Below are 22999 nucleotides of genomic sequence, written 5' to 3'. Positions count from 1 at the left end.
TATTTTACCTACAGCGAACCGTAGTCAGTGACAGGATGCAGGACAAAGGCTTCCTTGAGTGCGGCGTACAGTGCAAAAGCCTCCCGGATATTCTCGACCAGAAACTGGTCGACCCATGGCTTGACGAGGATCTTGTAGATCGCGCCCTTGTTGATGGCATTGACGACCGCCGCAATCTCCGCTTCCCCGGTCAGCAGGATGCGGATGGAGTCCGGATGCAGGCGCTTGGTGCGCGCCAGGAAGTCGATCCCGCTGTCGCCCGAAATATCGAGGTCGGCAAGGATCACGCCGACGCTGTTGCACGCCAGCAGTTCAAAGGCGTCCTCCACGCGTGACGCGCACAACACGTGAAGTCCCTCCTTGTGCAGCAAACGCTTCAGCGCGGCGCCGACCTGCTCGTCGTCATCCACGACCATCAGCGTATGCTCGGGCAGCGGCAAATGGGAAAACAGTGGAATGCGCCTGTCGGAGCGCAGCAGCAGCGTCATTTCTTCTGCCGGGAAAGGCGGGCTGAACAGGTAACCCTGGATCTCGGCGCAGCCCTGCTGGCGCAGGTAACCGAGCTGTGCTTCGGTCTCCACGCCCTCTGCAATGGCGGCCAGGCCGAGTTTTTGCGACAGCGCCAGGATGCTGCGCACGATATCCGCGCCGCCGGCGTTGGTGGTCAGGTCCTGCACGAAGGAACGGTCGATCTTTACCCGGTCCACCGGGAAGCGCCGCAGGTAGGACAGGGAGGAGTAACCCGTGCCGAAATCGTCGAGCGACAGGCTCACGCCCAGGCGTTTGAGTTCATGCATCGCATGGATGATCCGCTCCGAGTCGTCGAACATCAGGCTTTCGGTGATTTCCAGTTCCAGCCATTCCGGCCCGAGTCCGGATTCGTCCAGCACCTCGATGACCGTGCGGACGATGTCGTCGCCGGCGAACTGGCGCGCGGACAGGTTGACCGCCAGCCGGATCGGCGCCAGTCCCATCTTTTGCCATGCCGCGGCCTGCATGCAGGCTTCGCGCAGGACCCACTTCCCGGCTTCGGCCATCAGCCCGATCTCTTCGAGGATAGGGATGAAATGGGTGGGCGAAACGAGATCATGCTTTCCGTGCTGGCAACGCTTCCAGCGCATCAAGGCTTCCACGCCGACAATGGCGCCCGAGCGCAGGCTGACCTGAGGTTGGTAGTACAGCACGAATTCGCCGCGCACCAAGGCCTGGCGCAGCTGGTTCGACACCGTCAGCCTCTGCTGCGCCGCGATATTGAGTGCAGGCGTGAAGAACTGGTAGTTTCCCCGCCCCTTGGCCTTGGCGTCATACATGGCCGCGTCCGCCGCCCGCAGCAGCGCTTCCGCATCGGCACCATCGAGCGGATAGAGGCTGATGCCGATGCTGCTGCCGACCTGCAGCACATTGCCGTCGACAGTGAAACTTTCCGCCAGCGCCGCCTGGATCTTTTGCGCCACGGCGGCCGCATCGCGGTTGCGGCTGACCTCGGCAAGGCAGATCACGAACTCGTCGCCGCCCAGGCGCGCGATGCTGTCGCCTTCCCGCAGGCAGTCCTGCATGCGTTCGCCGATCGCCTGCAGCAGCTTGTCGCCGATATGGTGGCCGAGGGAATCGTTGACGTGCTTGAAATGGTCGAGATCGACGAACAGGACCGCGACCAGCGCATGGTAACGGGCGGCGCGCGCGATGGCCTGACTCAAGCGGTCTTCCAGCAGCAGGCGGTTGGGCAGGCCGGTCAGCGCATCGTGATGGGCCATGTGCCGGATGTAGTCCTCGTCCTGCTTGCGCTCGATGGCGATTCCGGCGATGCGCACGGCGAGTTCGATGAGTTTCAGCTCCGGCTTGTCCGGCATCCGCACGTGGCGGTAATAGACGCTGAACGCGCCAAGCACCTTGCCGGCCCCGGAAATGATCGGATGCGACCAGCATGCCCGCAAGCCGTTGGCTTCGGCGATGCCACGCAGGCCGGCGCACAGCGGATCGACCATGACGTCAGGCACGATGACCGGCTCGCGCCGATACATGGCGCTGCCGCAGCATCCGGCATCGGGGCCGATGGGGCATCCGACCAGCGCTTCGCGGAAGCTTGCAGGCAGGCTCGGCGCGATGCAGTAAAGCATCAAGCGGGCGCTTTCGTCGGGCAGGATGACCGCGCTGAGCATGCCTTCGTACTGGGCTTCAATGCATTGCTGCAGGGAGGCAAGCGACTCTTCCAGAGGCGCGTCGAGTGCGATCATTTCCAGCACGCGCAATTGGCCTTCACGTAGCGCCTCGGCACGCTTGCGCTCGGTGATGTCGCGCGCGATCCCGGTGAAGTAGCGCCGGCCATTCTGCACAAATTCGCCAAACGAAAACTCGAGCGGCACCTCGCTGCCGTCCTGGTGCAGGCAGGGCACCTGGACGCCGTTCCAGGACAGGTTGCGCTTCGCCGTGCGCAGGTGCGGCGGCATCAGCGTGCCGAAGTCGCGGCCGATCAGCTGAGACGGCGCATAGCCAAGTATCCGCTGCACCGAGGGGTTGACGAAAACGATGACGTTATCGTCGTCCACCGTGATGAAAATATCCTGTGCCGCTTCAGTGGCGGTGCGGTAGCGCTGCTCGCTCTGGAACAGCGCATCCTGCACCCGCCGCCGCTGGCTGATTTCCATCTCCATCTGCAGGGAGGTGTTCTGCAGCACGCGGGTGATCTTTTCATTCTCTCGAAGCGCGGCTTCGAGGTCTTCCGTGCGACGGCGCACCTGGTCTTCCAGCAGGATCGCCGTCTGGAACAGGCTGAAGTCGGACCCGCGCGCGCTGGTGCTGCGCTCGGCACGATTCATGAGCGCCTGGACCATCTTCTTGAGGCGCACGATTTCGTCGCGCATCCCCTGCTCGTTAGCGGACGGTCCCCCTGATGCGGGATCAGCCATTGCCCGCCTCTTTCGGGCTGCCGATGGCAATACCGGTAAAGGTCTGGTTGACGTGCACCCCGCCGAACTGCTCGCCGTAGGTATTGAAGCCGACGGTGTTGTACTTGCCGAGCACCTCGGACACGCGCTCCCGCAGTCCGCACTGCACAATTTCGAGCTGGCGCAGGATGCAGTCGCAGCCGAAGACGACTTGCGGCCGGCCGATTTCCGCCTCGACGCGCTCGAGCGCCTCCACCAGGTTTTCCACCAGGTCGACGCCGCGCGCCACACGGAGCACCAGGCCCTCCTCGATGGCGCAGTAAAACGTGAGGCTGCCGTCGGGGTTGGCCTTCTGGATCGAGCGAACGTAATCCATTCCATCGATCAGCACCACGACCGGAGAAGCGGCGAAACGCATCGGATCGAGGTCGTCAACGTCCACCCCGACCATGCGCGCATACTCCTGCGCCGCCGGCAGGCCGTTGATTTCCCGCACGATGCGGGCGTCCGCGTCGGCTTCGGTCACGACCATCCGTTCGTCGGTCGAAATGAAATGCTGCGTCTTGAAAATACGGAACGGCAGCGCCGTGGTCGCGACAACGAGGACAGCGCTGTCCTCATGGAAGCTGCCGTCGTGAAAGACTTGCGTGGCCGCGAATTTCAACCCGTCCCCGGCCGAGCCGCCGAACATTGGCAGGCGCCCGAGCGTCATTTGCAGGGAGCGCGTGACCGGCTCCTCGCGCACCGACATCCCGTCGATCAGCAGGAAGGCGAAGCTGTTATGGGGATCGGCGCCCGGCGCCATCGCCTGCAGGCGATGCAGCAGGGATTGGGTGAACGCCTGTCCGCGCGTCATTTCGAACTGTCGCAAGCAATCCAGGTGACCGGTCACTGCCGTACAGGAGCCGGCCGGAAAGCTCGCCCCCGAAATGCTTTGCCCGCGGTAACCGGCAGGCCCGATTTCACCCGCCGTCGTGCAGCCGACCACCGGCGTATTCCCGAACAGCCGGCGCATTTCATCGGCCACGGCATCAAGGTCGTAGTCGATCGAGCAAAAAAACATCACCAGCGCCATCTCGGCGTGTGCCACGCTGGCGTGAAATTCGCGCACGGCTTCCCGCGCGTCCGCAGCGCAGGACTGGGACGTGCGAATCGGTTGCTGCGTGCTCATGGCGGTCTCCCTCCCCCCGGCCTGCGCCCCGCTTATCGTGGGTATCCAATTGACTATAGTCAATAAAATTCCGGGACGCCAATATGACGCGCGGCGCGTTCCGGGGTATTCTTGCCCCCTTCCCTGACCACTCCCACAGCAATGAATACTTCCGTCGACAACCCGATTCGGCTCACCTCGTTTTCCCACGGCGGCGGCTGTGGCTGCAAGATTGCACCCGGCGTGCTGGCCGATATCCTGAAGCGCTCCAGCGGCTTTCCGGTGCCGAAGGAATTGCTTGTCGGAATAGAAACCTCGGACGATGCCGCCGTCTACAAGCTGAACGACGAACAGGCGCTGATCGCCACCACGGATTTCTTCATGCCTATCGTCGACGATCCGTACGACTTCGGACGCATTGCGGCGACGAACGCGATTTCCGATGTCTACGCGATGGGCGGCACCCCCATCATGGCGCTTGCGCTAGTGGCAATGCCGATCAACCAGCTCCCGGTCGACGTCATCGGCAAGATCATCCAGGGTGGCGAAGCGGTGTGCGCGGAAGCAGGCATACCGATCGCAGGAGGGCACACTATCGATTCCGTCGAACCGATTTACGGGCTGGTGGTGATGGGCCTGGTCCATCCGGACAGGGTCAAGCGCAATGCCGACGCGCGCCCCGGAGACAAGCTGGTGCTCGGCAAGCCGCTCGGCGTAGGCGTGCTGTCCGCCGCACTCAAGAAGAACGCGCTCGATGCCGAAGGCTACAAGGCGATGATCGTCAACACGACCCGGCTCAACAAGCCCGGCCGCCTGCTGTCCTCCATGCCCGGCGTCCATGCCATGACGGACGTGACCGGCTTCGGGCTGCTCGGACATGCGCTCGAACTGGCGCGCGGCGCAGGCGTCTCGGTGCAGATCGACATGTCCAGTGTGCCGGTGCTTCCGGGCGTATCGGCGCTGGCAGAAGCTGGTTTCGTCACGGGTGCGTCGGCGCGCAACTGGGCTGGCTATGGTGAAAGCATCATCCTCGCCGAATCAGTCTCGGCGGTGCAGAAAGCCCTGCTGACCGACCCGCAGACCTCCGGCGGCCTGCTCGTCTCCTGCGATCCGGCGGCGGTGCCGGAAGTCCTCGCCCTGTTCCAGCGGGAAGGCTTCGCGGATGCGGCAGTCATCGGCGAAGTTGCTGCCGGAGCACCGCAGGTGCACGTCAAGTAACGCCTTCCCGAACTGCTTGGCAGGCTGCGGCGCCGGTTGCCTGTTCAATAAGAAAGCCTGCCGTTGGCGCCCACCACCGCAATGTCGAGGTAGTGCGCGCCGCGCCGGTTAGTCTCGCTGAAGCTGATCGGATAGCCCGCCAGCATGAAACTGCTCATCGAGGTCAGTGCCTGCGTCACCTTTTCCGGTGTCGGCTTCGGCCCCGCCATGCGGATGGCCTCCACTGCCAGCCGCAGGTTGAGGAACACTTCGAAGTTCAGCGGATTGGAACTGATTCCCTTGCCATAGGGCGACTTCAAAAAGGTCTGGAACTCCTTGGCCAGCGGCAGCGTGGTCGATGCCGGGTTGGGCACCACCTGGCTGATGCCGACACCGCGCACCCGCTGTTCGCCGGCCGCATCGGCGAGCGCCTTGGCCGGCACGAAGGACAGTGCGTAGACCTGCGCCATCGACTTCGACTTGTCGAAGACCTGCATGAAATGCGACACCGCTTCCGGCACGCCCATCAGGAAAATCGCCTGCGGCCGCGCATCGCTCATCTGCTTCGCATGCGCCGCAAAATTCGTTTCGCCGGGCTTGTACGGCACCTTTTGCACGATTTCGTAGCCATAGGTCTCGGCCGCCTTCGCCACGGCCTGGTTGATGCTGGCGCCGAAGCCATCTTCCTGGTACAGCACGGCCACGCGCTTGAGCCCGAGGGTGCTGGCCAGGCGCGAGATCTTCATGACCTCGTCGGTATAGCTGGCGCGGGTGTGGAAGATCTGTTCCGAGCCAGGGCCGCGGATGACGTCGGAACCGCTGAACACGCCCACCAGCGGCACGCGATGCTGCGCCAGGACGCCGGTTTTCATCAGCGCAGCGGTATTCGCCGTGCCGAGCCCGTTGACCAGCGCGACGATGTTTTCCTTCGCAATGAGTTCCTCGACCAGCGCCGGCGTCTTGCGCGGGTCGTACTGGTCGTCCCGCACCGAGAGCTTGAGCGTGTTGCCGTTGACGCCGCCCTTCGCATTGATCATCTCGAGGTAGCCGTTGGCGATCGCCATGCCCTCAGCCGCAGTCGCAGCAGTAGGGCCGGTCAGGCCGAACACGGAGCCGATCCTGACTTCAGCAGCATGTGCAAGGCCAAAGGCCGAGCAGGCAGCAAGGGCTGCCAGGGTTTTGATGATCATGTTGTCTCCTGATAGTTGTTGTCAGGCAAATCTAACGAGTTTTCGCGAGGCAAGAAAGTGCCTCCGGTAGAGCAGTTGTTCTAAAATCATGCGCTTTCACACCTTTCGGAGAACACCTTGGCACTCAATCCCCGGCAGCGGCAATTGCTCGATTTCGTCCGTCAGCACGAGACGGTGTCGGTCGAGGAGCTGGCGAGGAAATTCGACGTCACGCCCCAGACCGTGCGGCGCGACATCAAGGCCATGGAAGAAGCGAAGCTGCTGTCGCGCTACCACGGCGGCGTCGGCCTGGCCTCATCGGTGGAAAACATCGATTACCTGCAGCGCCAGTCCCTGCAGCTGGGGGCCAAACGCGGTATCGCAGCGGAAGTCGCAAAGCGCGTGAAGCCGGGCTGCTCCCTCCTCATCAACATCGGCACCACCACCGAGGAAGTGGCGCGCGCCCTGGTCAACCACCAGGACCTGCACGTCATTACCAACAACCTGAACGTCGCCAGCATCTTGTGTGACAACCCGACCTCGGAAGTCATCCTCGCGGGCGGTGTCGTGCGCAAGCGCGACCGGGCGATCATCGGCGAGGCGACCAGCGATTTCATCCGCCAGTTCAAGGTCGACATCGGCATCATCGGCATTTCCAGCATCGAGCCGGACGGCACGCTGCGCGACTTCGACCCGCGCGAGGTGCGGGTGGCGCAGACCATCATCGAGCAGTCGCGCGAGGTGTGGCTGGTCGCGGACGGCAACAAATTCGGGCGCGAAGCCCTGGTGCGCATGGGCCACATTTCGCAAGTTGACAAATTGTTCACGAACATCCGGCCGCCCGAATCCCTCATGAAAATCATGAAGACCAGCGGCGTGGAGGCCGTTATTGCGGCAGCGAAGGGCTGAAACCCGCAATCCAGCACGGTTTTGCATGCAAATCCGATACTTTTCAGGGTCAATCGGCCCCGGAGAATGGTAAAATCCCCGGTTTCGCTTCACGCGTCCATTCAGCGCCGCGTCCGCAAGCCCGGTTTCATTCCGCCTACTGTCATCAATCATGAGTGCATTCAACGAAGAGCGCGTCCTGAGCGTGCATCACTGGACCGACAAGCTGTTCACCTTCACCACCACCCGCGACCCGTCCCTGCGGTTTTCCAACGGCCACTTCACCATGATCGGCCTGCGCGTGAACGACAAGCCGCTGCTGCGTGCATACAGCATCGTCAGCGCGAACTATGAAGAACACCTCGAATTCCTGAGCATCAAGGTCCCCAACGGCCCGCTGACCTCCCGCCTGCAGCACATCAAGGTAGGCGATACCGTCATCGTCGGCCGCAAGCCGACTGGCACTCTGCTGATCGACTACCTGCTGCCCGGCAAGCGCCTGTACTTGCTGTCCACCGGCACCGGCCTCGCCCCCTTCATGAGCATCGTGCGCGATCCGGAAACCTACGAAAAATTCGACCAGGTCATCCTCGTGCACGGTGTGCGCCAGGTCGACGAGCTGGCCTACCACGACCTGCTGGTCGAACACCTGCCGAACCATGAATTCCTCGGCGAACTGGTGACCAGCAAGCTGCGTTACTACCCGACCGTGACCCGCGAAGCCTACAAGAACATGGGCCGTGTCACCAACCTGATCGAGAACGGCAAGATTTTCGACGACCTCAGCGTTCCCCAGATCGATCCGGCCAACGACCGCGTGATGATCTGCGGCAGCCCGGCGATGCTGCGCGACCTGAAGGTGATGCTCGAACAGCGCGGCTTCAAGGAAGGCAACACCTCCATCCCCGGCGACTTCGTGATCGAACGCGCGTTTGCCGAGCAGTAATCCCTTCAGGGAATAATTTCCTGCCTCCCGGTCTCGCCGCACTGCGGCGAGACCCCCTCCCCGCCAGTCCCGCGTCGTCTCCTGTGTAATCACGGGAACAAGTGCACGCATGCACCTCTCTATCCTCCACTGACCCCGGCTGTTGATATGCCCTGCACGGGCAGGTACAGCCATGACATCCATTGCGATTGCATGGCCGCAGAAGCCGACAACTTGATTGAATCGAGGCGTGCCACGACCATGAAGATCGCTCAAGTATCTCCCCTGTTCGAATCCGTCCCGCCGAAGGCTTACGGCGGCACCGAACGGGTTGTTTCCTACCTGACGGAAGAACTGGTTCGCCAGGGACACGACGTCACGCTGTTTGCATCGGGCGACTCCGAGACCAAGGCCAGGCTGATTTCCTCCGTCGAGCAAAGCGTGCGCGACAGCGCGCTGGATCATTCGTGGATGGGCTACCACCTGATCCAGATGGATGTCCTGGCAGCGATGGCGGAAGAATTCGACATCATCCACTTCCACACCGATTTCCTGCAGTTTCCGACAGCAAAATACTTTTCCACCCCGCATGTCACGACGCTGCACGGGCGGCTCGACCTGCCCTATCTCGTCCCGCTCTACCGCCACTTCGACAGCCAGCACCTGGTGTCGATCTCGGACAGCCAGCGTGAACCGCTGCGTTGGGCCAACTGGCTTGCCACGGTCCACCACGGCATTCCGGATGACTTATATTCCTTCAACCCGGATCCTGGCGACTACTTCCTCTTTCTCGGCCGCATTTCGCCCGAGAAGCGCGTCGATCGCGCCATTGAAATCGCCTTGCGCTGCGACCGCCCCATCTTCATCGGCGCCAAGCTGAACAAGGCGGAAGAGCCCTACTTCAAGGAATTCATCAAGCCTTTGCTCCGGCATCCGCTGGTCACCTATGTAGGCGAAGTCGGCGGCAAGGATAAGCGCGAGCTGCTTGAAAATGCCGCTGCCCTGCTCTTCCCCATCGACTGGCCCGAACCATTCGGCCTGGTCATGATCGAATCGTTTTCGTGCGGCACGCCGGTCGTCGCCTACGGACATGGATCGGTACCTGAGATCGTCGAGGACGGCGTGACGGGCTTCATCGTTTCAAACCAGGAAGAAGCAGTGCGCGCGGCGATGCACATTGATTCCATCAGCCGAGAGAATTGCAGGGCAGCATTCGAGCGCAGGTTCACCGCCCCCCACATGGCCGCCAACTACCTCGAAGCCTACCGCCGGCTGCTGGCCACGTAGCCCCACGGGAAACATCAACGCAAACGGAGGATCCCATGGTTGAAAAGATTCGTTTGGGCGAGCAATGGTACATCCTCGCCACCTCCTCACCGGCCGACGAGCGCCGGCGCGTGCTGAAGCACAATGACCTGTTCGCGATGTTCGACCGCTTCGGCGACATCCAGCCGATCGGCCTCGGCGAGGAAGGCATCTATCACGGCGACACCTGCTTCCTCTCGCACCAGGAACTGCTGATCGAGGGCGTGCGGCCGATGTACCTGAACTCGACGGTGAAGGACGACAACGGGCTGTTCATCGTCGAACTGATGAATCCCGACCTGCACCCGGATGGCGGGAACCGCATTGCCAAGGGCGACCTGCACATCTTCCGTGCCAAGCTGCTGTGGAACAACGCCTGCTACGAGCATGTGCGCGTCGTCAACTATGGCCTCGAGCCGATCGAAGCCACGATCTCCATGGAGTTCGGCGCAGACTTCAAGGATATCTTCGAGGTGCGCGGCTTCAGCCGCGAACAGCGCGGCAAGATGCTCGAACCGGAAGTATCGAAGACCGAATTCGTGCTCGGCTACCAAGGCGTCGACAACCAGATCCGGCGCACGCGCATCACCTTCGATCCGGTGCCGGAAAAACTCACTGCCGGCCGCGCCGACTATCGCATCCGCCTCGAGCCCAAGGCCGAATCGCATATTTACGCGACCATGGGCGTCGAACACGACGGCCACGTCGTGAAGAACAGCACCGATTATTTCGGCGCCTTCACGGAGTTGAACCGTACCGTCAGCGAGCGGCTGAAAAACCGCTGCAGCATCACCACCTCCGATCCGCTGTTCAACAAATGGGTGGACCGCTCGACTGCCGACCTCGTGATGCTAACGACCAATACGAAGGATGGCGACTATCCCTATGCCGGACTGCCATGGTATTCGACGACCTTCGGCCGCGACGGCATCCTCACTGCGCGCGAATACCTGTGGATCGATCCCGAGATGGCGAAAGGCGTACTTGCGCTGCTCGCCGCCACGCAGGCTACTGAATTCGATCCCGCGCGAGATGCCGAGCCGGGCAAGATCCTGCACGAGGCGCGCAAGGGCGAACTTGCGGCCTTGAATGAAATCCCCTTCGGCCGCTACTACGGCACCGTGGACGCGACACCACTTTTCGTCGGACTCGCCGGCGCGTATTACGAGCGCACCGGCGACCTCGACTTCATTCGCAGCATATGGGGCAACATTCGCAAGGCGCTCAACTGGATCGACGAATACGGCGACCGTGACGGCGACGGCTTTGTCGAGTACGCGCGCTACAGCGACAGCGGTCTTGTGCAACAGGGATGGAAGGATTCGAACGACTCAGTCTTCCACAGCGACGGCCGGCTAGCCGATGCACCGATCGCGCTGTGCGAAGTACAGGGCTACGTCTATGAAGCGAAGGTCCGCGCTTCCGAGCTGGCGCACCTGCTGGGCGACACTGCGCTGGCGAACAAGCTGCAAAACGCCGCCGAAACCCTCAAGCAGAAATTCAACGACACCTTCTGGTGCGAAGAGATCGGCACCTATGCCATCGCGCTCGATGGCAACAAACAGAAATGTTCCGTCCCATCGTCCAATGCCGGCCATACCCTCTGGTCCGGCATTGCCACGCAAGAGTATGCGGCGCGCATTGCCGACCAGATGCTGACCGACGATTTCTTCTGCGGCTGGGGCATTCGCACGATCCCGAAGAGCGCGTCGCGCTACAACCCGATGGCCTACCACAACGGCTCGGTCTGGCCGCATGACAATGCATTGATCGCCGAAGGCATGGCGCGCTACGGCTTCACGCACAAGGCGATGCAGGTATTCAGCGCCTTGCGCGACGCCTGCCTGTACATGGACCAGAGCCGCATGCCGGAACTGTTCTGCGGCTTCGAAAAACGTCCGGACGAAGGTCCGACCCTGTACCCGGTTGCCTGCTCGCCGCAGGCGTGGGCTGCCGCGACTGTGTTTTCCCTGCTGCAGGCCTGCCTCGGTTTGTCCTTCGATCCGCACAAGCCCGAAATCCGTTTCCGCCATCCGCAGTTGCCGCCCTTCCTTGAACGCGTCGAGGTGCGTGGGCTGTCGATTGCCGGATCGACAGTCGATCTCTTGCTGCAGCGCTATCCGAACAATGTGGGTGTGAATGTGATCAGCAAGGAAGGGCCGGCGGAAGTGGTTGTGGTTGCGTGACCGGCGCCATTTTTACAGGCACATGTACAAATTGCCGTGCGTGCCACGGCATGTGCGACCGTATTGCGCTGCCGGGTGCCATAGCACGCTTCTTGCACCCGCCCCTTTCGATCGAACTATCGAAAGGACAACTATGCTCAACGACCTCACCGCTTCCTCGCTCACGCAGTTCCACGACGACATGCTGGCCAATCCGCAATGGCCGGCGGTACAGTCGCTTGACGAGCGTCCGGGCGCGTGGTTCTGGATCGAAGCGAACCACCGCTACAACACCTTGCTGTGGAACGAGGAAGACAAGGCCAGGCGCACGGATGTCGGCGCCAGTGAAATCGCCGCATGCAAGCGCCTGATCGACCAGTACAACCAGAAGCGCAACGATGCGGTCGAAGCCATCGATGAAGCGATCCTCTCGGCACTCGAAGACTGCGAGCCCGCGCCGGATGCCCGCCTCAACAGTGAAACCGCGGGCGCGATGATCGACCGCCTTTCCATCCTCAGCCTGAAGATCTACCACATGCGCGAGCAGACCCAGCGCGTCGATGCCGGCCCGGACCACATCGCCAAATGCAGCGGCAAGCTGCAGCGCCTGCTCATCCAGCGGCAGGACCTCGGCAACTGCTTCGACAGGCTGCTCGCCGAAGCACGCGAGGGACGCACGTACTTCAAGGTCTATCGCCAGTTCAAGATGTACAACGATCCCTCGCTCAATCCCTATCTCTACGGAGCGCAACGGCAAGGCGCAGCGACGGGAGGCATCGCGCAATGAACGCCCGCGCGGCCATCGACATCCTCATTCCCACCCGCAACCGTCCCTGCGCACTCGCCGTCACACTGGCTTCGCTGTCGGCGCAGACATTCAGGGACTTCCGCGTGGTCATTTCCGACCAGTCGGATGACGCGGCTTCGTTCTCCAAACCCGAAGCGCAGGCGGTCATGCGGCAGATGCGCGCCACAGGCATCGATGTGCTGGCACTGCGTCACCTCCCACGGCGCGGCATGGCGGAGCAGCGTGCCTTCCTGCTGGCGCAGGCGACGGCGCGCCACTGCCTCTATCTCGACGATGACGTGCTGCTGGAAAACGACATGGTCGAGCGCATGCACCATGCGATCACCATGCAGCAATGCGGTTTCGTGGGTAGCGCGCTGCATGGCATGAGCTTCCTCGATGATATCCGCCCGCACCAGCAGCACATCGAATTCTGGGATGGCAAGGTCGAGCCGGAACGCGTGGCACCGGGCAGCCCCGCCTGGACACGGCACCACCTGCATAGCGCGGCCAACCTGTTCCATGTACAGGCGAAACTCGGATTGACGCGCGCCACGACGCGTCTCTATCGCGTTGCGTGGATTGGCGGCTGCGTGCTGTTCGACACGGAAAAGCTGCGCAGCGCGGGCGGATTCGATTTCTGGGAGCAGTTGCCGGAAGCGCATTGCGGCGAAGACGTGCTGGCACAGCTGCGCGTGATGGAACGCTACGGCGGCTGCGGCATGATTCCCTCCGGTGCCTACCACCTGGAATTGCCGACCACCATCGCCACCCGCGACATCGACGCTCCCAAAGTGCTGCCGCTTTCCATCACGCCATGACGGATTTCCCTCTTTTGCCCGGCGTACGCCGGATTGCCTTCCTACGGCCCAGCGCAGTCGGCGACTTCGTGTTTGCGCTGCCGAGCTTGCACGCGCTGCGCGTCGCCTATCCCGACGCCCGTATCACCTATATCGGCCGGCAGTGGCATGCGGATTTCCTTGCCAACCGTCCCGGTCCCGTGGACGAAGTCGAGGTGCTGCCCCCTATCCCCGGCATCGGCCTTCCGCCCGATGCGCGAGTAGATCCGCTGCCTGTCCGCCACTTTATCGAACGTATGCGCGACGCCCGGTACGATATCGCGCTGCAGGCATACGGCGGCGGACTGTATTCGAATCCCTTCCTGATGGAATTTGCCGCACGCTTGACCGCCGGCATGCGGGCACCGGAGGCGGCGGCGCTCGACCGGTGGGTGTCCTATGGCCCGCTGCAGAACCGGCGGCTGCAACTGCTTGAAGTCGCGTCGCTGACAGGCGCCACGACAGTACGGTTCGGACGTGAACTGCACGTGACCGCGGAAGACCGGCGGGAAGCAGCTCATGTGCTCGATACCATCGGCAAGCGTCCACTTGTTGTACTCCAGCCCGGCGCCAGCGATCCCCGCAGGCGCTGGCCGGCGGAACGTTATGCCGCGCTTGCCGACATCCTGGCGCGTGAAGGCGCGATGGTGGCCATCAACGGCAGCGCCGAGGAAGCCGGCATCGTCGCCGCCGTCCTCGAACGCATGCGCCAGCCTGCCCTCAATCTCGCGGGCCAGCTGTCGCTGTCCGGCCTGTGCGGCCTGCTGGAACGTGCATCGCTGGTGATTTCCAACGACACCGGCCCGCTGCACCTCGCGCTCGCCATCGGCACGCCTGCCGTCGGGATCTACTGGCTGACCAACCTGCTGGAATCCGCGCCGCTGCGGCAGGATCATCATCGCGCGGCGATGTCATTGCGTGTGCATTGCCAGGTATGCGGTGCGGAGAACCTGAAGACACGTTGCCCTCACGACGAGAGCTTTGTCGACGGGGCGACGGTGGAGGAAGTGAGCGAGCTTGCGTTGTCGCTGTACCGCGAGTAAATAAGGAACCGTAGGGTGGGTGGGGCCGCCGAGGTAGAGCGGAGCGAAACCCACCCTACCGTTCTTTATATTTTCATCAGCACACGCGCATGCTGCAGCACGAGTTCCGCGCGCCCGCCTTCAGGATCCCAGATGCAGCGATGCCTGTCCTGGTCAAGCGGCGCCCATCGTTGCATGTCCGCCTTGCTGAACACCACCACGCTGGGCAAACACAGGCCCGCGGCGATATGCGAAACGCCGGTGTCGTTGCACACCAGCAGGCGCGCCCGGCTCATCAGCGCCGCCATGGCGCCAATGGACAACGGAGATGCCGTGTCGATGGCCGCGTGGCGCATGCAGGCCGCGACTTGTGCGGTAAGGTCTGCTTCCTTCGCCGAACCGGTCAACACCACCTTGATGCCGAATTCATCCACGAGCGCATCCGCAATCTCGGCAAAGCGTTGCGGCGGCCAGCACTTGTCCCGCAGGCGCGCTCCGGGATGGATGCAGATGTATTCGCGCGGCACCAGACCGGCGGCAAGGCCGCTTGCTTCCAGTTCGCGTTCGTCTTCCTTCGTCAGCGGAAATTCCAGGTGGCTGCCGGCGGAGGGTGCGCCGATGAATTCGGCCAGGCGTAACAGGCGCAGGGGTTCAGCGCCTTCCTCCGGGTATTCCATGAATGACCCAGGATCCGCCGGATGGCTGCCTGGCACGACGGAACCGGCCACGGCTTTTGCGCCGAATTCGGTAACGATGCGGTTGCTGACCTGCCCGCTGCCGTGCATCTGCAATACGAGATCGAATTCCTGCGCCCGCATCGTGGTGTAGAAGGTTTCGAGCTCTGCTTCGCGTACAGGCTGTTCCGGGAAGGCGGGATGTCCCGGAAAGGCCGCGAATGCATCCACGTAGTGCCTGTAACGCCGTGCGAATTGTTCCGCCCACGGCAGGCCGACCAGCGTGATGTGCGCCTGTGGCAAGGCCGCGCGTATCGCCCGCAATGCAGGCACTGCGCACAGCATGTCGCCCACCTGCAGCGCGCGAAAGATAGCCATCCGTTGTACCGTCATCCTCCGCAGCAGCGGAATAGCTTTGCTCGTGTCTTCCTCGATGCCTGCCAGCGTCACGCGTGTCCTCCGGTGGGATATGCCTTTCCACTCATGATAGGGACGCATCGCCCATGGGGCTTGATCCTTCCCAACCGCGGACCTTGCCTGCATCAACCCGGAAAGCCTTCCGTGTCAGGACACGGAAGGCTTCCATGGTCAATGCAGGATGGAGGCCGAAGACTGCGTCGGCTGCGTGGCGCCCGACTGGACGGCGCCGGTCTCGATGTAAGACTTCATGCGCGCGAGGTCCTCATCCATTTCCTGCTTCGGATTGGATCCGAATAGCGAGGCGATCGCATGGCCGATGCCGCCTCCCGGCGGCGTATAGGACAGGTAGACGCTCACGCGCGTGCCCTTGCCTTCCGGCTCGAAACGGACCTGGCCGCTGTTCTGGATATCGGCGTCCGCTTCGCTCTGCCAGGCGAGCACTTCGCTGCGGCGCGAATCGGTCAGGCGCGCATCCCACTCCACCATCGTTCCTGCCGGCCCCTTCACCACCCAGTGCGAACGGCCGTTGCCGAGGTCGCGCACTTCCTGCACGTTGGACATGAAGCGCGGGAAGTTCTCGTAGTTGCTCCACATTTCGAAGACACGTTCCGGCGCCGCATCCACGTGGATGGTCTTGTTGAGGATGATGGGTTCACGCGCGCTGCTGAAGGTGGACGAGCGCTGGGTCAGAAGGTACAGGCCGATCGCGCTGCCCGCAAGCATGACGATGGTCCGGACGGATGGCGACCAGCCTTCCTCCGCCGTGTCTTCCTGATAGCTGCTGTAGCGTTGGCGGCTCTCCGTTGTATCCTGCTGCGTGTCGAGGAAGTCCTGCACGCTGTTCACGCCATCAATACGCCTGACCGTGTCCAGCACGTATTGCCGCTCGTGTTTTGGCACGGTGCCGCTCAACGTCACGGTTCCCTGGTTGACCTCGATATCGATCTGGCCGGGCTGCGAGGCTGCGCCGATGAGCTTCTGGCGCACGCGTGCCTTCAGCATCTGGTCGTCGATCTGTTCCTTGCCTCGCGTCAGCATGGTGTCGGCCTGGGCCCGCCAGCCCTGGACACGGCTTCCAAGGTCGCGCCGTGCGACATCCAGCACGTCGCCGGTGCTGGACAACGCACCGCGCATTGCATCCCTCGCCTGCGCCCGACGTTGCGGACCGCGTTCCGGATCCGCAAGGTACATGGCGAGGGCGCCCAGTGATAATCCTCCCAGCATCCATGCGAGGCGCGATTGGTTGCTTTCGCTTTCGTACTCCTCTCTCATTGCCTGCTCCTTTCTGCCAAATCAGGTTGGATAGTCCAGGCGCTGCTTCATTGCTTTTCTCAGGGAATCAGCACAGCCGCCTGCCCGCCTGTTGGACGGCATAGTGGGAGAATCGTTGCGTCGCTACACGCGGGCTTGCGCAAAGATTGCGCGAATCGGCGTGGACATGAATGCCTGTCGGAAATGCGCATGCGGCATTCCGGTTATACGATGTGTGCAACCGGGAATGAAAGTACACTACCCGCTGCCCTGCACTACACCATTCCACTACCATGACAACACCCCGCTCGATCCGCCTCGGTACCCCGCTTTCCCCGTCCGCCGCCAAGGTCATGCTGCTCGGCTCAGGGGAGCTGGGCAAGGAAGTGATCATTTCACTGCAGCGCCTCGGCGTCGAAGTAGTTGCTGTCGACCGCTATCCGAATGCTCCCGGCCACCAGGTGGCGCATCGCTTCCATGTCATCGACATGACCGACGCAGCCACCCTCACCGCATTGATCGAACAGGAAAAGCCGGACCTCGTGGTGCCGGAGATCGAAGCCATTGCCACGACGGCGCTGGTGGAGCTGGAAAGGCAAGGCACGGCGACCGTCATCCCGACGGCGCGCGCCGCCTGGCTCACCATGAACCGCGAGGGCATTCGTTGTCTTGCCGCAGAGCAGCTCGGCTTGCCAACCTCGCCCTATCGCTTCGCCGACAGCCTGGACGAACTGAAGGCCGCCTGCGCCGCCCTCGGCTTTCCTTGCGTGATCAAGCCGGTCATGTCCTCCTCGGGCAAGGGGCAGTCGAAAATCGACGGCCCGGACGAAATCGAAGCCGCATGGAATTACGCGGCGTCCGGCAGCCGCGTCAATGCGGGCCGCGTGATCGTGGAAGGCTTCATCGACTTCGACTACGAAATCACCCAGCTCACCGTGCGCGCCCTCAAGGATGGCGTTGTCACCACCCATTTTTGCGAACCGATCGGGCATGTGCAGGAAAAAGGCGACTACATCGAGTCGTGGCAGCCGCACCCGATGCCGTCCGCTGCACTGGAAAAGTCGCGCCACATCGCGAAGAAGGTGACGGATGAACTCGGCGGGCTGGGCATCTTCGGCGTCGAACTGTTCGTCAAGGGCGACATGGTGTGGTTCTCGGAGGTCAGCCCACGCCCGCATGACACAGGTATGGTGACCATGGCCAGCCAGCGCCAGAACGAATTCGAGCTGCATGCCAAGGCCATCCTCGGCCTGCCGGTGGACGTCGCGCTGGTTTCTCCCGCGGCATCCGCTGTCATTTACGGAAAGCACGAAGCCAAGGCAATTGCATTCGAGGGCGTGGCGGAAGCATTGCAGGTGCCAGGTGCCGATATTCGCCTGTTCGGCAAGCCGGAATCCTTCGCCCGCCGCCGGATGGGTGTCGCGCTCGCCACCGCCCCGGACATCGAGACCGCGCGCAACCGGGCAAAGGAAGCCGCCTCCCGCGTCAGGCCTGTCACTACTGGCTGAGTCGCGCCGAACCAATCCAGGCGATGTTCATCTGATCAAAACGACCACCCACGCCTGCAGGATTGCCAATAAAACAATAGAATACGGACCTGCAATAAAGCTACGCTATCGCATATATAGAAACTATTGATTTCACAAAACAATAGTTCATCTCTATCATTCACTCATCAACACTTTTTTCAACCAAGAGAGGTAGGCAATGTCCCTGATCAATACCCAAGTCAAGCCCTTCAAAGCAACCGCTTTCCACAATGGCAAGTTCGTCGACGTGACTGAAAACGACCTGAAGGGCAAGTGGTCCGTGGTGTTCTTCTACCCGGCTGACTTCACCTTCGTCTGCCCGACCGAACTGGGCGACCTGGCTGACAACTACGACACCTTCAAGTCCCTGGGCGTGGAAGTCTACGGCGTGTCGACCGACACCCACTTCACCCACAAGGCATGGCACGACACGTCCGAAACCATCGCCAAGATCCGCTATCCGCTGATCGGCGACCCAACCGGCGCCATCACCCGCAACTTTGAAGTGATGATCGAAGAAGAGGGCCTGGCACTGCGCGGTACTTTCGTGATCAACCCGGAAGGCCAGATCAAGCTGTGCGAAGTCCATGACAACGGCATCGGTCGCGACGCCAAGGAACTGCTGCGCAAGGTGCAGGCAGCCCAGTACGTTGCTTCCCACCCGGGCGAAGTCTGCCCCGCCAAGTGGACCCCGGGCGCAGAAACCCTGGCTCCGTCGCTGGACCTCGTCGGCAAGATCTAAGACGATTCACACGCGCCGCACCAGCGGCGCAACCGCTCCCCGGGCGCAGCGCAAGCGCCCGGCGGCAGCGCCAATCCCCGATCCATCCCGAGTGATCCGGTTGATCCGGAATTGGCACTGCTCATGCTAAATATTCGCAACCTTACAAAGGAAGCCATCATGTTGGACAACAACCTGAAGACCCAACTCAAGGCCTATCTCGAAAAAGTCACCCAACCGATCGAGATCACTGCATCGCTGGACGATAGCGACAAGTCGCGCGAAATGCTCGCGCTGCTCAAGGACATCAAGGAACTGTCCCCGCGCATCTCCCTGACGGAGCGCAGCGGCGACGGCGAACGCGCGCCCTCCTTCGCGCTGAACCGCGCCGGCAGCAACATGGGCATCCGCTTCGCGGGCATCCCCATGGGCCACGAGTTCACTTCGCTGGTTCTGGCGCTGCTGCAGGTCGGCGGCCACCCGCCCAAGGTCGAAGCCGACGTGATCGAGCAGATTCGCAACCTCGAAGGCGAATTCCGCTTCGAGACCTATATCTCGCTGTCCTGCCAGAACTGCCCGGATGTCGTGCAGGCGCTGAACCTGATGGCCGTGCTCAACCCGAACGTCACCCATGTGATGATCGACGGCGCGCTGTTCCAGGATGAAGTCAACCAGCGCCAGATCATGGCCGTGCCGACCGTGTTCCTGAATGGCGAAACCTTCGGCCAGGGCCGCATGGGCCTCGAGGAAATCCTCGCCAAACTGGACACCGGCGCTGCTGTCCGCGAAGCCGCCAAGCTGGCGCAGAAAGACGTGTTCGACATGCTGGTCGTCGGCGGCGGTCCCGCAGGCGCCTCGGCAGCGATCTATTCTGCACGCAAGGGCATCCGTACCGGCGTCGTTGCCGAGCGTTTCGGCGGTCAGGTGCTGGACACCATGGGCATCGAAAACTTCATCTCGGTGAAGGAAACCGAAGGGCCGAAACTTGCCACGGCGCTGGAGCAGCACGTCAAGAACTATGACGTCGACGTGATGAACCTGCAGCGCGCCGAAGCACTGGTCCCGGGCGACGTGATCGAAGTGAAACTTACTTCCGGCGCCAGCCTGAAGGCAAAGACCGTGGTGCTGGCCACCGGCGCCCGCTGGCGTGAAATGAACGTGCCGGGCGAGAAGGAATACCGCAACCGCGGCGTGGCCTACTGCCCACACTGCGACGGACCGCTGTTCAAGGGCAAGCGCGTGGCGGTGATCGGCGGCGGCAATTCGGGCGTGGAAGCGGCAATCGATCTGGCCGGCATCGTTTCCCATGTGACGCTGATTGAATTCGACAGCAAGCTGCGCGCCGATGCCGTGTTGCAACGCAAACTGCACAGCTTGCCGAATGTGACCGTCGTTACCCAGGCACAGACCACCGAAGTGACCGGCGACGGTGCCAAAGTCAACGGACTGCGCTACACCGACCGCCAGTCGGGCGAATCGCGCCATGTCGAACTCGAAGGCATCTTCGTGCAGATCGGCCTGCTGCCCAACACCGATTGGCTCAAGGGCACCGTCGCCCTGACCAACCGCGGCGAGATTGAAGTCGATGCACGCGGCCAGACCTCGGTGCCGGGCGTATTCGCCGCCGGGGACGCCACCACGGTGCCGTACAAGCAGATCATCATTGCGATGGGGGAAGGTTCGAAAGCGGCACTGTCAGCCTTCGACCACCTGATCCGGACATCGGCGCCGGCGGACGAAAAAATCCCTGTTGCTGCCTGACACCCCTTCAAGCCGGCCTCGCCGGCTTTTTTTTCGTCCCTGCGGAATAAGACCACGCTCCAGCTTGTATACCGTCCGACACCTTGCCGAAACAAGCGGCAGGGCTAACCTGGAACAGGCACCCGAACGAAGTACAACAAAAGGGGGAGCGGGAATGATGCTGCGCAAAACTATCCTGGCCATGACTGCAGCAGCCGCGGTGACCGCATGCGGGGGCGGTTCCGAAACCGGTACGCCGTCGCAGGGTGCTGAAAAACGCCTGGCGGTCGCACAGTTCGCCCCGATCGTTGCCAGCTTCGCCGGCCCCCGGAACAATTACCGTCTCGCACGGACCAGCACCGGCTACAGCGTCACCAACGCGGCCACCGGCGTCAGTTCCAGCGTCACGGGCACCGACAGCATCCGGTTCGACGACGTCACCGTCAACCTCGGCATCGGCGACAAGTCGAAGACGCTTTCCTCGATCGAACTGCGCACGCTCATCGACCTGTATGTCGCCTTCTTCAACCGCGTTCCGGACGCGGATGGACTGAGCTACTGGATCGACCAGTTCAAGGCCGGCCAGACCATCGTCCAGATTTCCGAAAGCTTTTATGCCGCCGCCATACAGTTTTCCTCGCTGACAGGCTACTCGGTAACGATGACCAATGACGAATTCGTGCGCGTCATTTACAAGAATGTCCTCGGCAGGAGCGGAGCAACCGCGCCGCCGGATGCCGACGTGCAGTACTGGAGCGGCGAACTGGCAGCCGGGCGCGCGACCAAGGGCAGCCTGATCAGCACGATGCTCGACTCCGCGCGATCCTTCGCCGGCGACCCGACCTGGGGCTGGGTGCCGGCCTTGCTCGACAACAAGAACACCGTCGCACGCTACTTCGCCGTGCAGCACGGCCTGAACTTCAATACCAGCGAGGCTTCCATTACCAACACCATGGCCATCGCCGCTGCCGTCACGCCGGAATCGACAACGGCCGCGATCAGCCAGATCAACATGGCCGACAGCAGTTTCAGCCTGCTGAACCCGGCGCCGGCTCCCTCGGTGCCGACGACGGCGCAGGTCCTCGCCATCACCACCCAGCGCTGTTTCCTCTGCCATAACGTCCCCAATCCGCCGGCTGGCATCCGGGTGGATACAGAGGCCGTGCTGCGCACCAATGCGGCGCGCATCTACCAGCAGGTCGTTGTCTTGCAGCGCATGCCGTTGGGGAATGCGACCCAGATGACGGCCGCCGAACGCGCCATCGTTGCTGCATGGTTTGAAGGAGGCACACCGTGAAGCGCGCTGCGGCCGCAGCCCTCGCCGCGCTGCTTGCCGCTGGTGCCGGCGCCGAAACGGGCAGCATTGCGCCCGCCTTCGAATTGCCCGGCACGGCCGGAACCATGAAGCTCGCGGATTTTCGCGGCAAGCCCGTCTACATCGACTTCTGGGCGTCCTGGTGCGGCCCGTGCCGGCAATCCTTCCCCTGGATGAATGCGTTGCCTGCCAGGTTTTCGGCACATGGCTTGCAAGTCATCGGCATCAACCTCGACACGAAGGAAGAAGACGCCAGGCGCTTCCTTGCGGCGACGCCGGCTCAATTCACGGTCGTGTTCGACCCCGCCGGGACCACGCCGCGCAGCTATGGCATCAAGGGCATGCCCAGCAGCGTGCTGGTCGGCCCCGACGGGCGCATCCTGATGACCCACACAGGATTCCGCGAATCGGACAAAGCAGTGCTGGAAAGCCGGATCGCCGCGGCGCTGGGAGGGACGTCAAAATGAAACGCATCCTGCTCGTGATTGCCGTTGCCGCATGCGCGGGATGCGCCGAAGTCCAGTCATGGGAAAAAGGCATGCTCGCGCTCCCCGAAATGGGTTTCGACACATCCCCGCTCGAGACGCGCTACGGCGACCACACCTACACCAGCCGCGAAGGCGCGTCCGGCGGCACCGGGGTCGGCGGCGGTGGTTGCGGGTGCAACTGATGGCAGGCCGCCCATTCAGGACCGATGCCCTCCTCGCGGCGGCGCTTGCACTGCCCGGTGTGCAGGCGCAGGCGGAAAGCGCGCCCGACCGGGGTTACGTCAGCATGCGCTATCTCGACTACAAGGAATGGCAGCCCGGCCTGGAGCGCATCTCGGTGCACACGCCCTCGGTGGCGTTCATGGCACCGGTGGCGGGCGACTGGTCGGTCGAGGGCACGATCGTGGCGGACGATGTATCCGGCGCATCGCCACGCTATCACACCGCTGTGTCGGGCGCCTCGCGCATGAGCGATCTGCGCAAGGCGGCTGACGTCAAGGTGACGCGCTATTTCAACAGCCACACGGTC

General features: G+C 62.6%; 20 protein-coding genes. 15 read left to right on the top strand and 5 right to left on the bottom strand.

All coding sequences use genetic code 11. The features are described 5' to 3' along the window. Positions 1 to 8 precede the first annotated feature (8 nt). Together AYR66_RS15615 and nosP are read right to left on the bottom strand one after the other, a co-directional pair. The gene (locus AYR66_RS15615; RefSeq protein WP_088708267.1) at positions 9 to 2906 is read right to left on the bottom strand and encodes an EAL domain-containing protein; all 2898 of its coding nucleotides are present in this window, start codon (positions 2904 to 2906) and stop codon (positions 9 to 11) included. Continuing rightward, the gene (nosP, locus tag AYR66_RS15610; protein WP_088708266.1) at positions 2899 to 4056 is read right to left on the bottom strand and encodes a nitric oxide-sensing protein NosP; all 1158 of its coding nucleotides are present in this window, start codon (positions 4054 to 4056) and stop codon (positions 2899 to 2901) included. The genes AYR66_RS15615 and nosP overlap by 8 nt, the downstream gene beginning before the upstream one ends. A gap of 141 nt (positions 4057 to 4197) precedes the next feature. On the opposite strand from nosP, the gene selD reads away from it, so the two are divergent. Continuing rightward, positions 4198 to 5253, top strand: a complete 1056-nt coding sequence (gene selD, locus AYR66_RS15605) for a selenide, water dikinase SelD (protein WP_088708265.1) — start codon at positions 4198 to 4200, stop codon at positions 5251 to 5253. 44 nt (positions 5254 to 5297) lie between these two features. Here selD and AYR66_RS15600 read toward each other — a convergent pair whose 3' ends face one another. Further along, complete coding sequence (locus AYR66_RS15600; protein WP_088708264.1) at positions 5298 to 6422, bottom strand: ABC transporter substrate-binding protein; 1125 nt, start codon at positions 6420 to 6422, stop codon at positions 5298 to 5300. A gap of 117 nt (positions 6423 to 6539) precedes the next feature. Between AYR66_RS15600 and AYR66_RS15595 the strand changes: the two genes are divergently transcribed. The 7 genes from AYR66_RS15595 (at position 6540) to AYR66_RS15565 (ending at position 14353) form a co-directional block, all read left to right on the top strand. Further along, positions 6540 to 7310, top strand: a complete 771-nt coding sequence (locus AYR66_RS15595; protein ID WP_088708263.1) for a DeoR/GlpR family DNA-binding transcription regulator — start codon at positions 6540 to 6542, stop codon at positions 7308 to 7310. Between the two features lie 151 nt (positions 7311 to 7461). After that, positions 7462 to 8235, top strand: coding sequence for a ferredoxin--NADP reductase (locus AYR66_RS15590; RefSeq protein WP_088708262.1), 774 nt, complete (start codon positions 7462 to 7464; stop codon positions 8233 to 8235). 240 nt (positions 8236 to 8475) lie between these two features. Then, positions 8476 to 9501: a glycosyltransferase family 4 protein gene (locus tag AYR66_RS15585; RefSeq protein WP_088709839.1), complete on the top strand. Its 1026-nt coding sequence runs from the start codon at positions 8476 to 8478 to the stop codon at positions 9499 to 9501. A 35-nt stretch (positions 9502 to 9536) separates the two neighbouring features. Further along, positions 9537 to 11705 carry an amylo-alpha-1,6-glucosidase gene (locus AYR66_RS15580; protein WP_088708261.1) on the top strand — a complete coding sequence of 723 codons (2169 nt, stop codon included), beginning with the start codon at positions 9537 to 9539 and terminating at the stop codon, positions 11703 to 11705. Between the two features lie 133 nt (positions 11706 to 11838). Continuing rightward, positions 11839 to 12471, top strand: a complete 633-nt coding sequence (locus tag AYR66_RS30120) for a DUF4254 domain-containing protein (protein WP_088708260.1) — start codon at positions 11839 to 11841, stop codon at positions 12469 to 12471. Then, on the top strand, positions 12468 to 13292 hold the full coding sequence (locus tag AYR66_RS30115) for a glycosyltransferase family A protein (protein WP_088708259.1): 825 nt from the start codon (positions 12468 to 12470) through the stop codon (positions 13290 to 13292). The genes AYR66_RS30120 and AYR66_RS30115 overlap by 4 nt, the downstream gene beginning before the upstream one ends. Further along, positions 13289 to 14353, top strand: a complete 1065-nt coding sequence (locus AYR66_RS15565) for a glycosyltransferase family 9 protein (RefSeq protein ID WP_088708258.1) — start codon at positions 13289 to 13291, stop codon at positions 14351 to 14353. Before AYR66_RS30115 ends, AYR66_RS15565 begins: the two co-directional genes overlap by 4 nt. A 65-nt stretch (positions 14354 to 14418) precedes the next feature. Here the strand turns inward: AYR66_RS15565 and AYR66_RS15560 are convergent, their stop codons facing one another. After that, complete coding sequence (locus AYR66_RS15560) at positions 14419 to 15456, bottom strand: glycosyltransferase family 9 protein (RefSeq protein WP_234814914.1); 1038 nt, start codon at positions 15454 to 15456, stop codon at positions 14419 to 14421. Between the two features lie 138 nt (positions 15457 to 15594). Further along, entirely contained in the window at positions 15595 to 16698 is a 1104-nt protein-coding gene (locus AYR66_RS15555; protein WP_088708256.1) for an SRPBCC family protein, read from the bottom strand. A 272-nt stretch (positions 16699 to 16970) separates the two neighbouring features. Here AYR66_RS15555 and purT point away from each other — a divergent pair, with 272 nt between their 5' ends. The 7 genes from purT to AYR66_RS28420 form a co-directional block, all read left to right on the top strand. After that, entirely contained in the window at positions 16971 to 18185 is a 1215-nt protein-coding gene (purT, locus tag AYR66_RS15550) for a formate-dependent phosphoribosylglycinamide formyltransferase (protein WP_088708255.1), read from the top strand. 199 nt (positions 18186 to 18384) lie between these two features. Beyond that, positions 18385 to 18948, top strand: coding sequence for an alkyl hydroperoxide reductase subunit C (ahpC, locus tag AYR66_RS15545; RefSeq protein ID WP_088708254.1), 564 nt, complete (start codon positions 18385 to 18387; stop codon positions 18946 to 18948). A gap of 159 nt (positions 18949 to 19107) precedes the next feature. Next, positions 19108 to 20688: an alkyl hydroperoxide reductase subunit F gene (gene ahpF, locus AYR66_RS15540; protein WP_088708253.1), complete on the top strand. Its 1581-nt coding sequence runs from the start codon at positions 19108 to 19110 to the stop codon at positions 20686 to 20688. Positions 20689 to 20842: 154 nt separating this feature from the next. After that, on the top strand, positions 20843 to 21964 hold the full coding sequence (locus tag AYR66_RS15535) for a DUF4214 domain-containing protein (RefSeq protein ID WP_088708252.1): 1122 nt from the start codon (positions 20843 to 20845) through the stop codon (positions 21962 to 21964). Further along, positions 21961 to 22449: a TlpA family protein disulfide reductase gene (locus AYR66_RS15530; RefSeq protein ID WP_088708251.1), complete on the top strand. Its 489-nt coding sequence runs from the start codon at positions 21961 to 21963 to the stop codon at positions 22447 to 22449. The genes AYR66_RS15535 and AYR66_RS15530 overlap by 4 nt, the downstream gene beginning before the upstream one ends. After that, on the top strand, positions 22446 to 22652 hold the full coding sequence (locus AYR66_RS15525) for a DUF4266 domain-containing protein (RefSeq protein WP_088708250.1): 207 nt from the start codon (positions 22446 to 22448) through the stop codon (positions 22650 to 22652). The genes AYR66_RS15530 and AYR66_RS15525 overlap by 4 nt, the downstream gene beginning before the upstream one ends. Continuing rightward, the coding region (locus tag AYR66_RS28420) for a DUF3570 domain-containing protein (protein WP_141104251.1) at positions 22652 to 22999 on the top strand (348 nt) is incomplete at its 3' end. The genes AYR66_RS15525 and AYR66_RS28420, both read left to right, overlap by 1 nt.

It is taken from the genome of Noviherbaspirillum denitrificans, from assembly GCF_002211445.1.
GTDB classification, from domain to species: Bacteria; Pseudomonadota; Gammaproteobacteria; order Burkholderiales; family Burkholderiaceae_D; genus Noviherbaspirillum; species Noviherbaspirillum denitrificans.
Note: the sequence above shows the minus strand (reverse complement) of the source record. Positions and strands in the feature narration are given on the sequence as shown.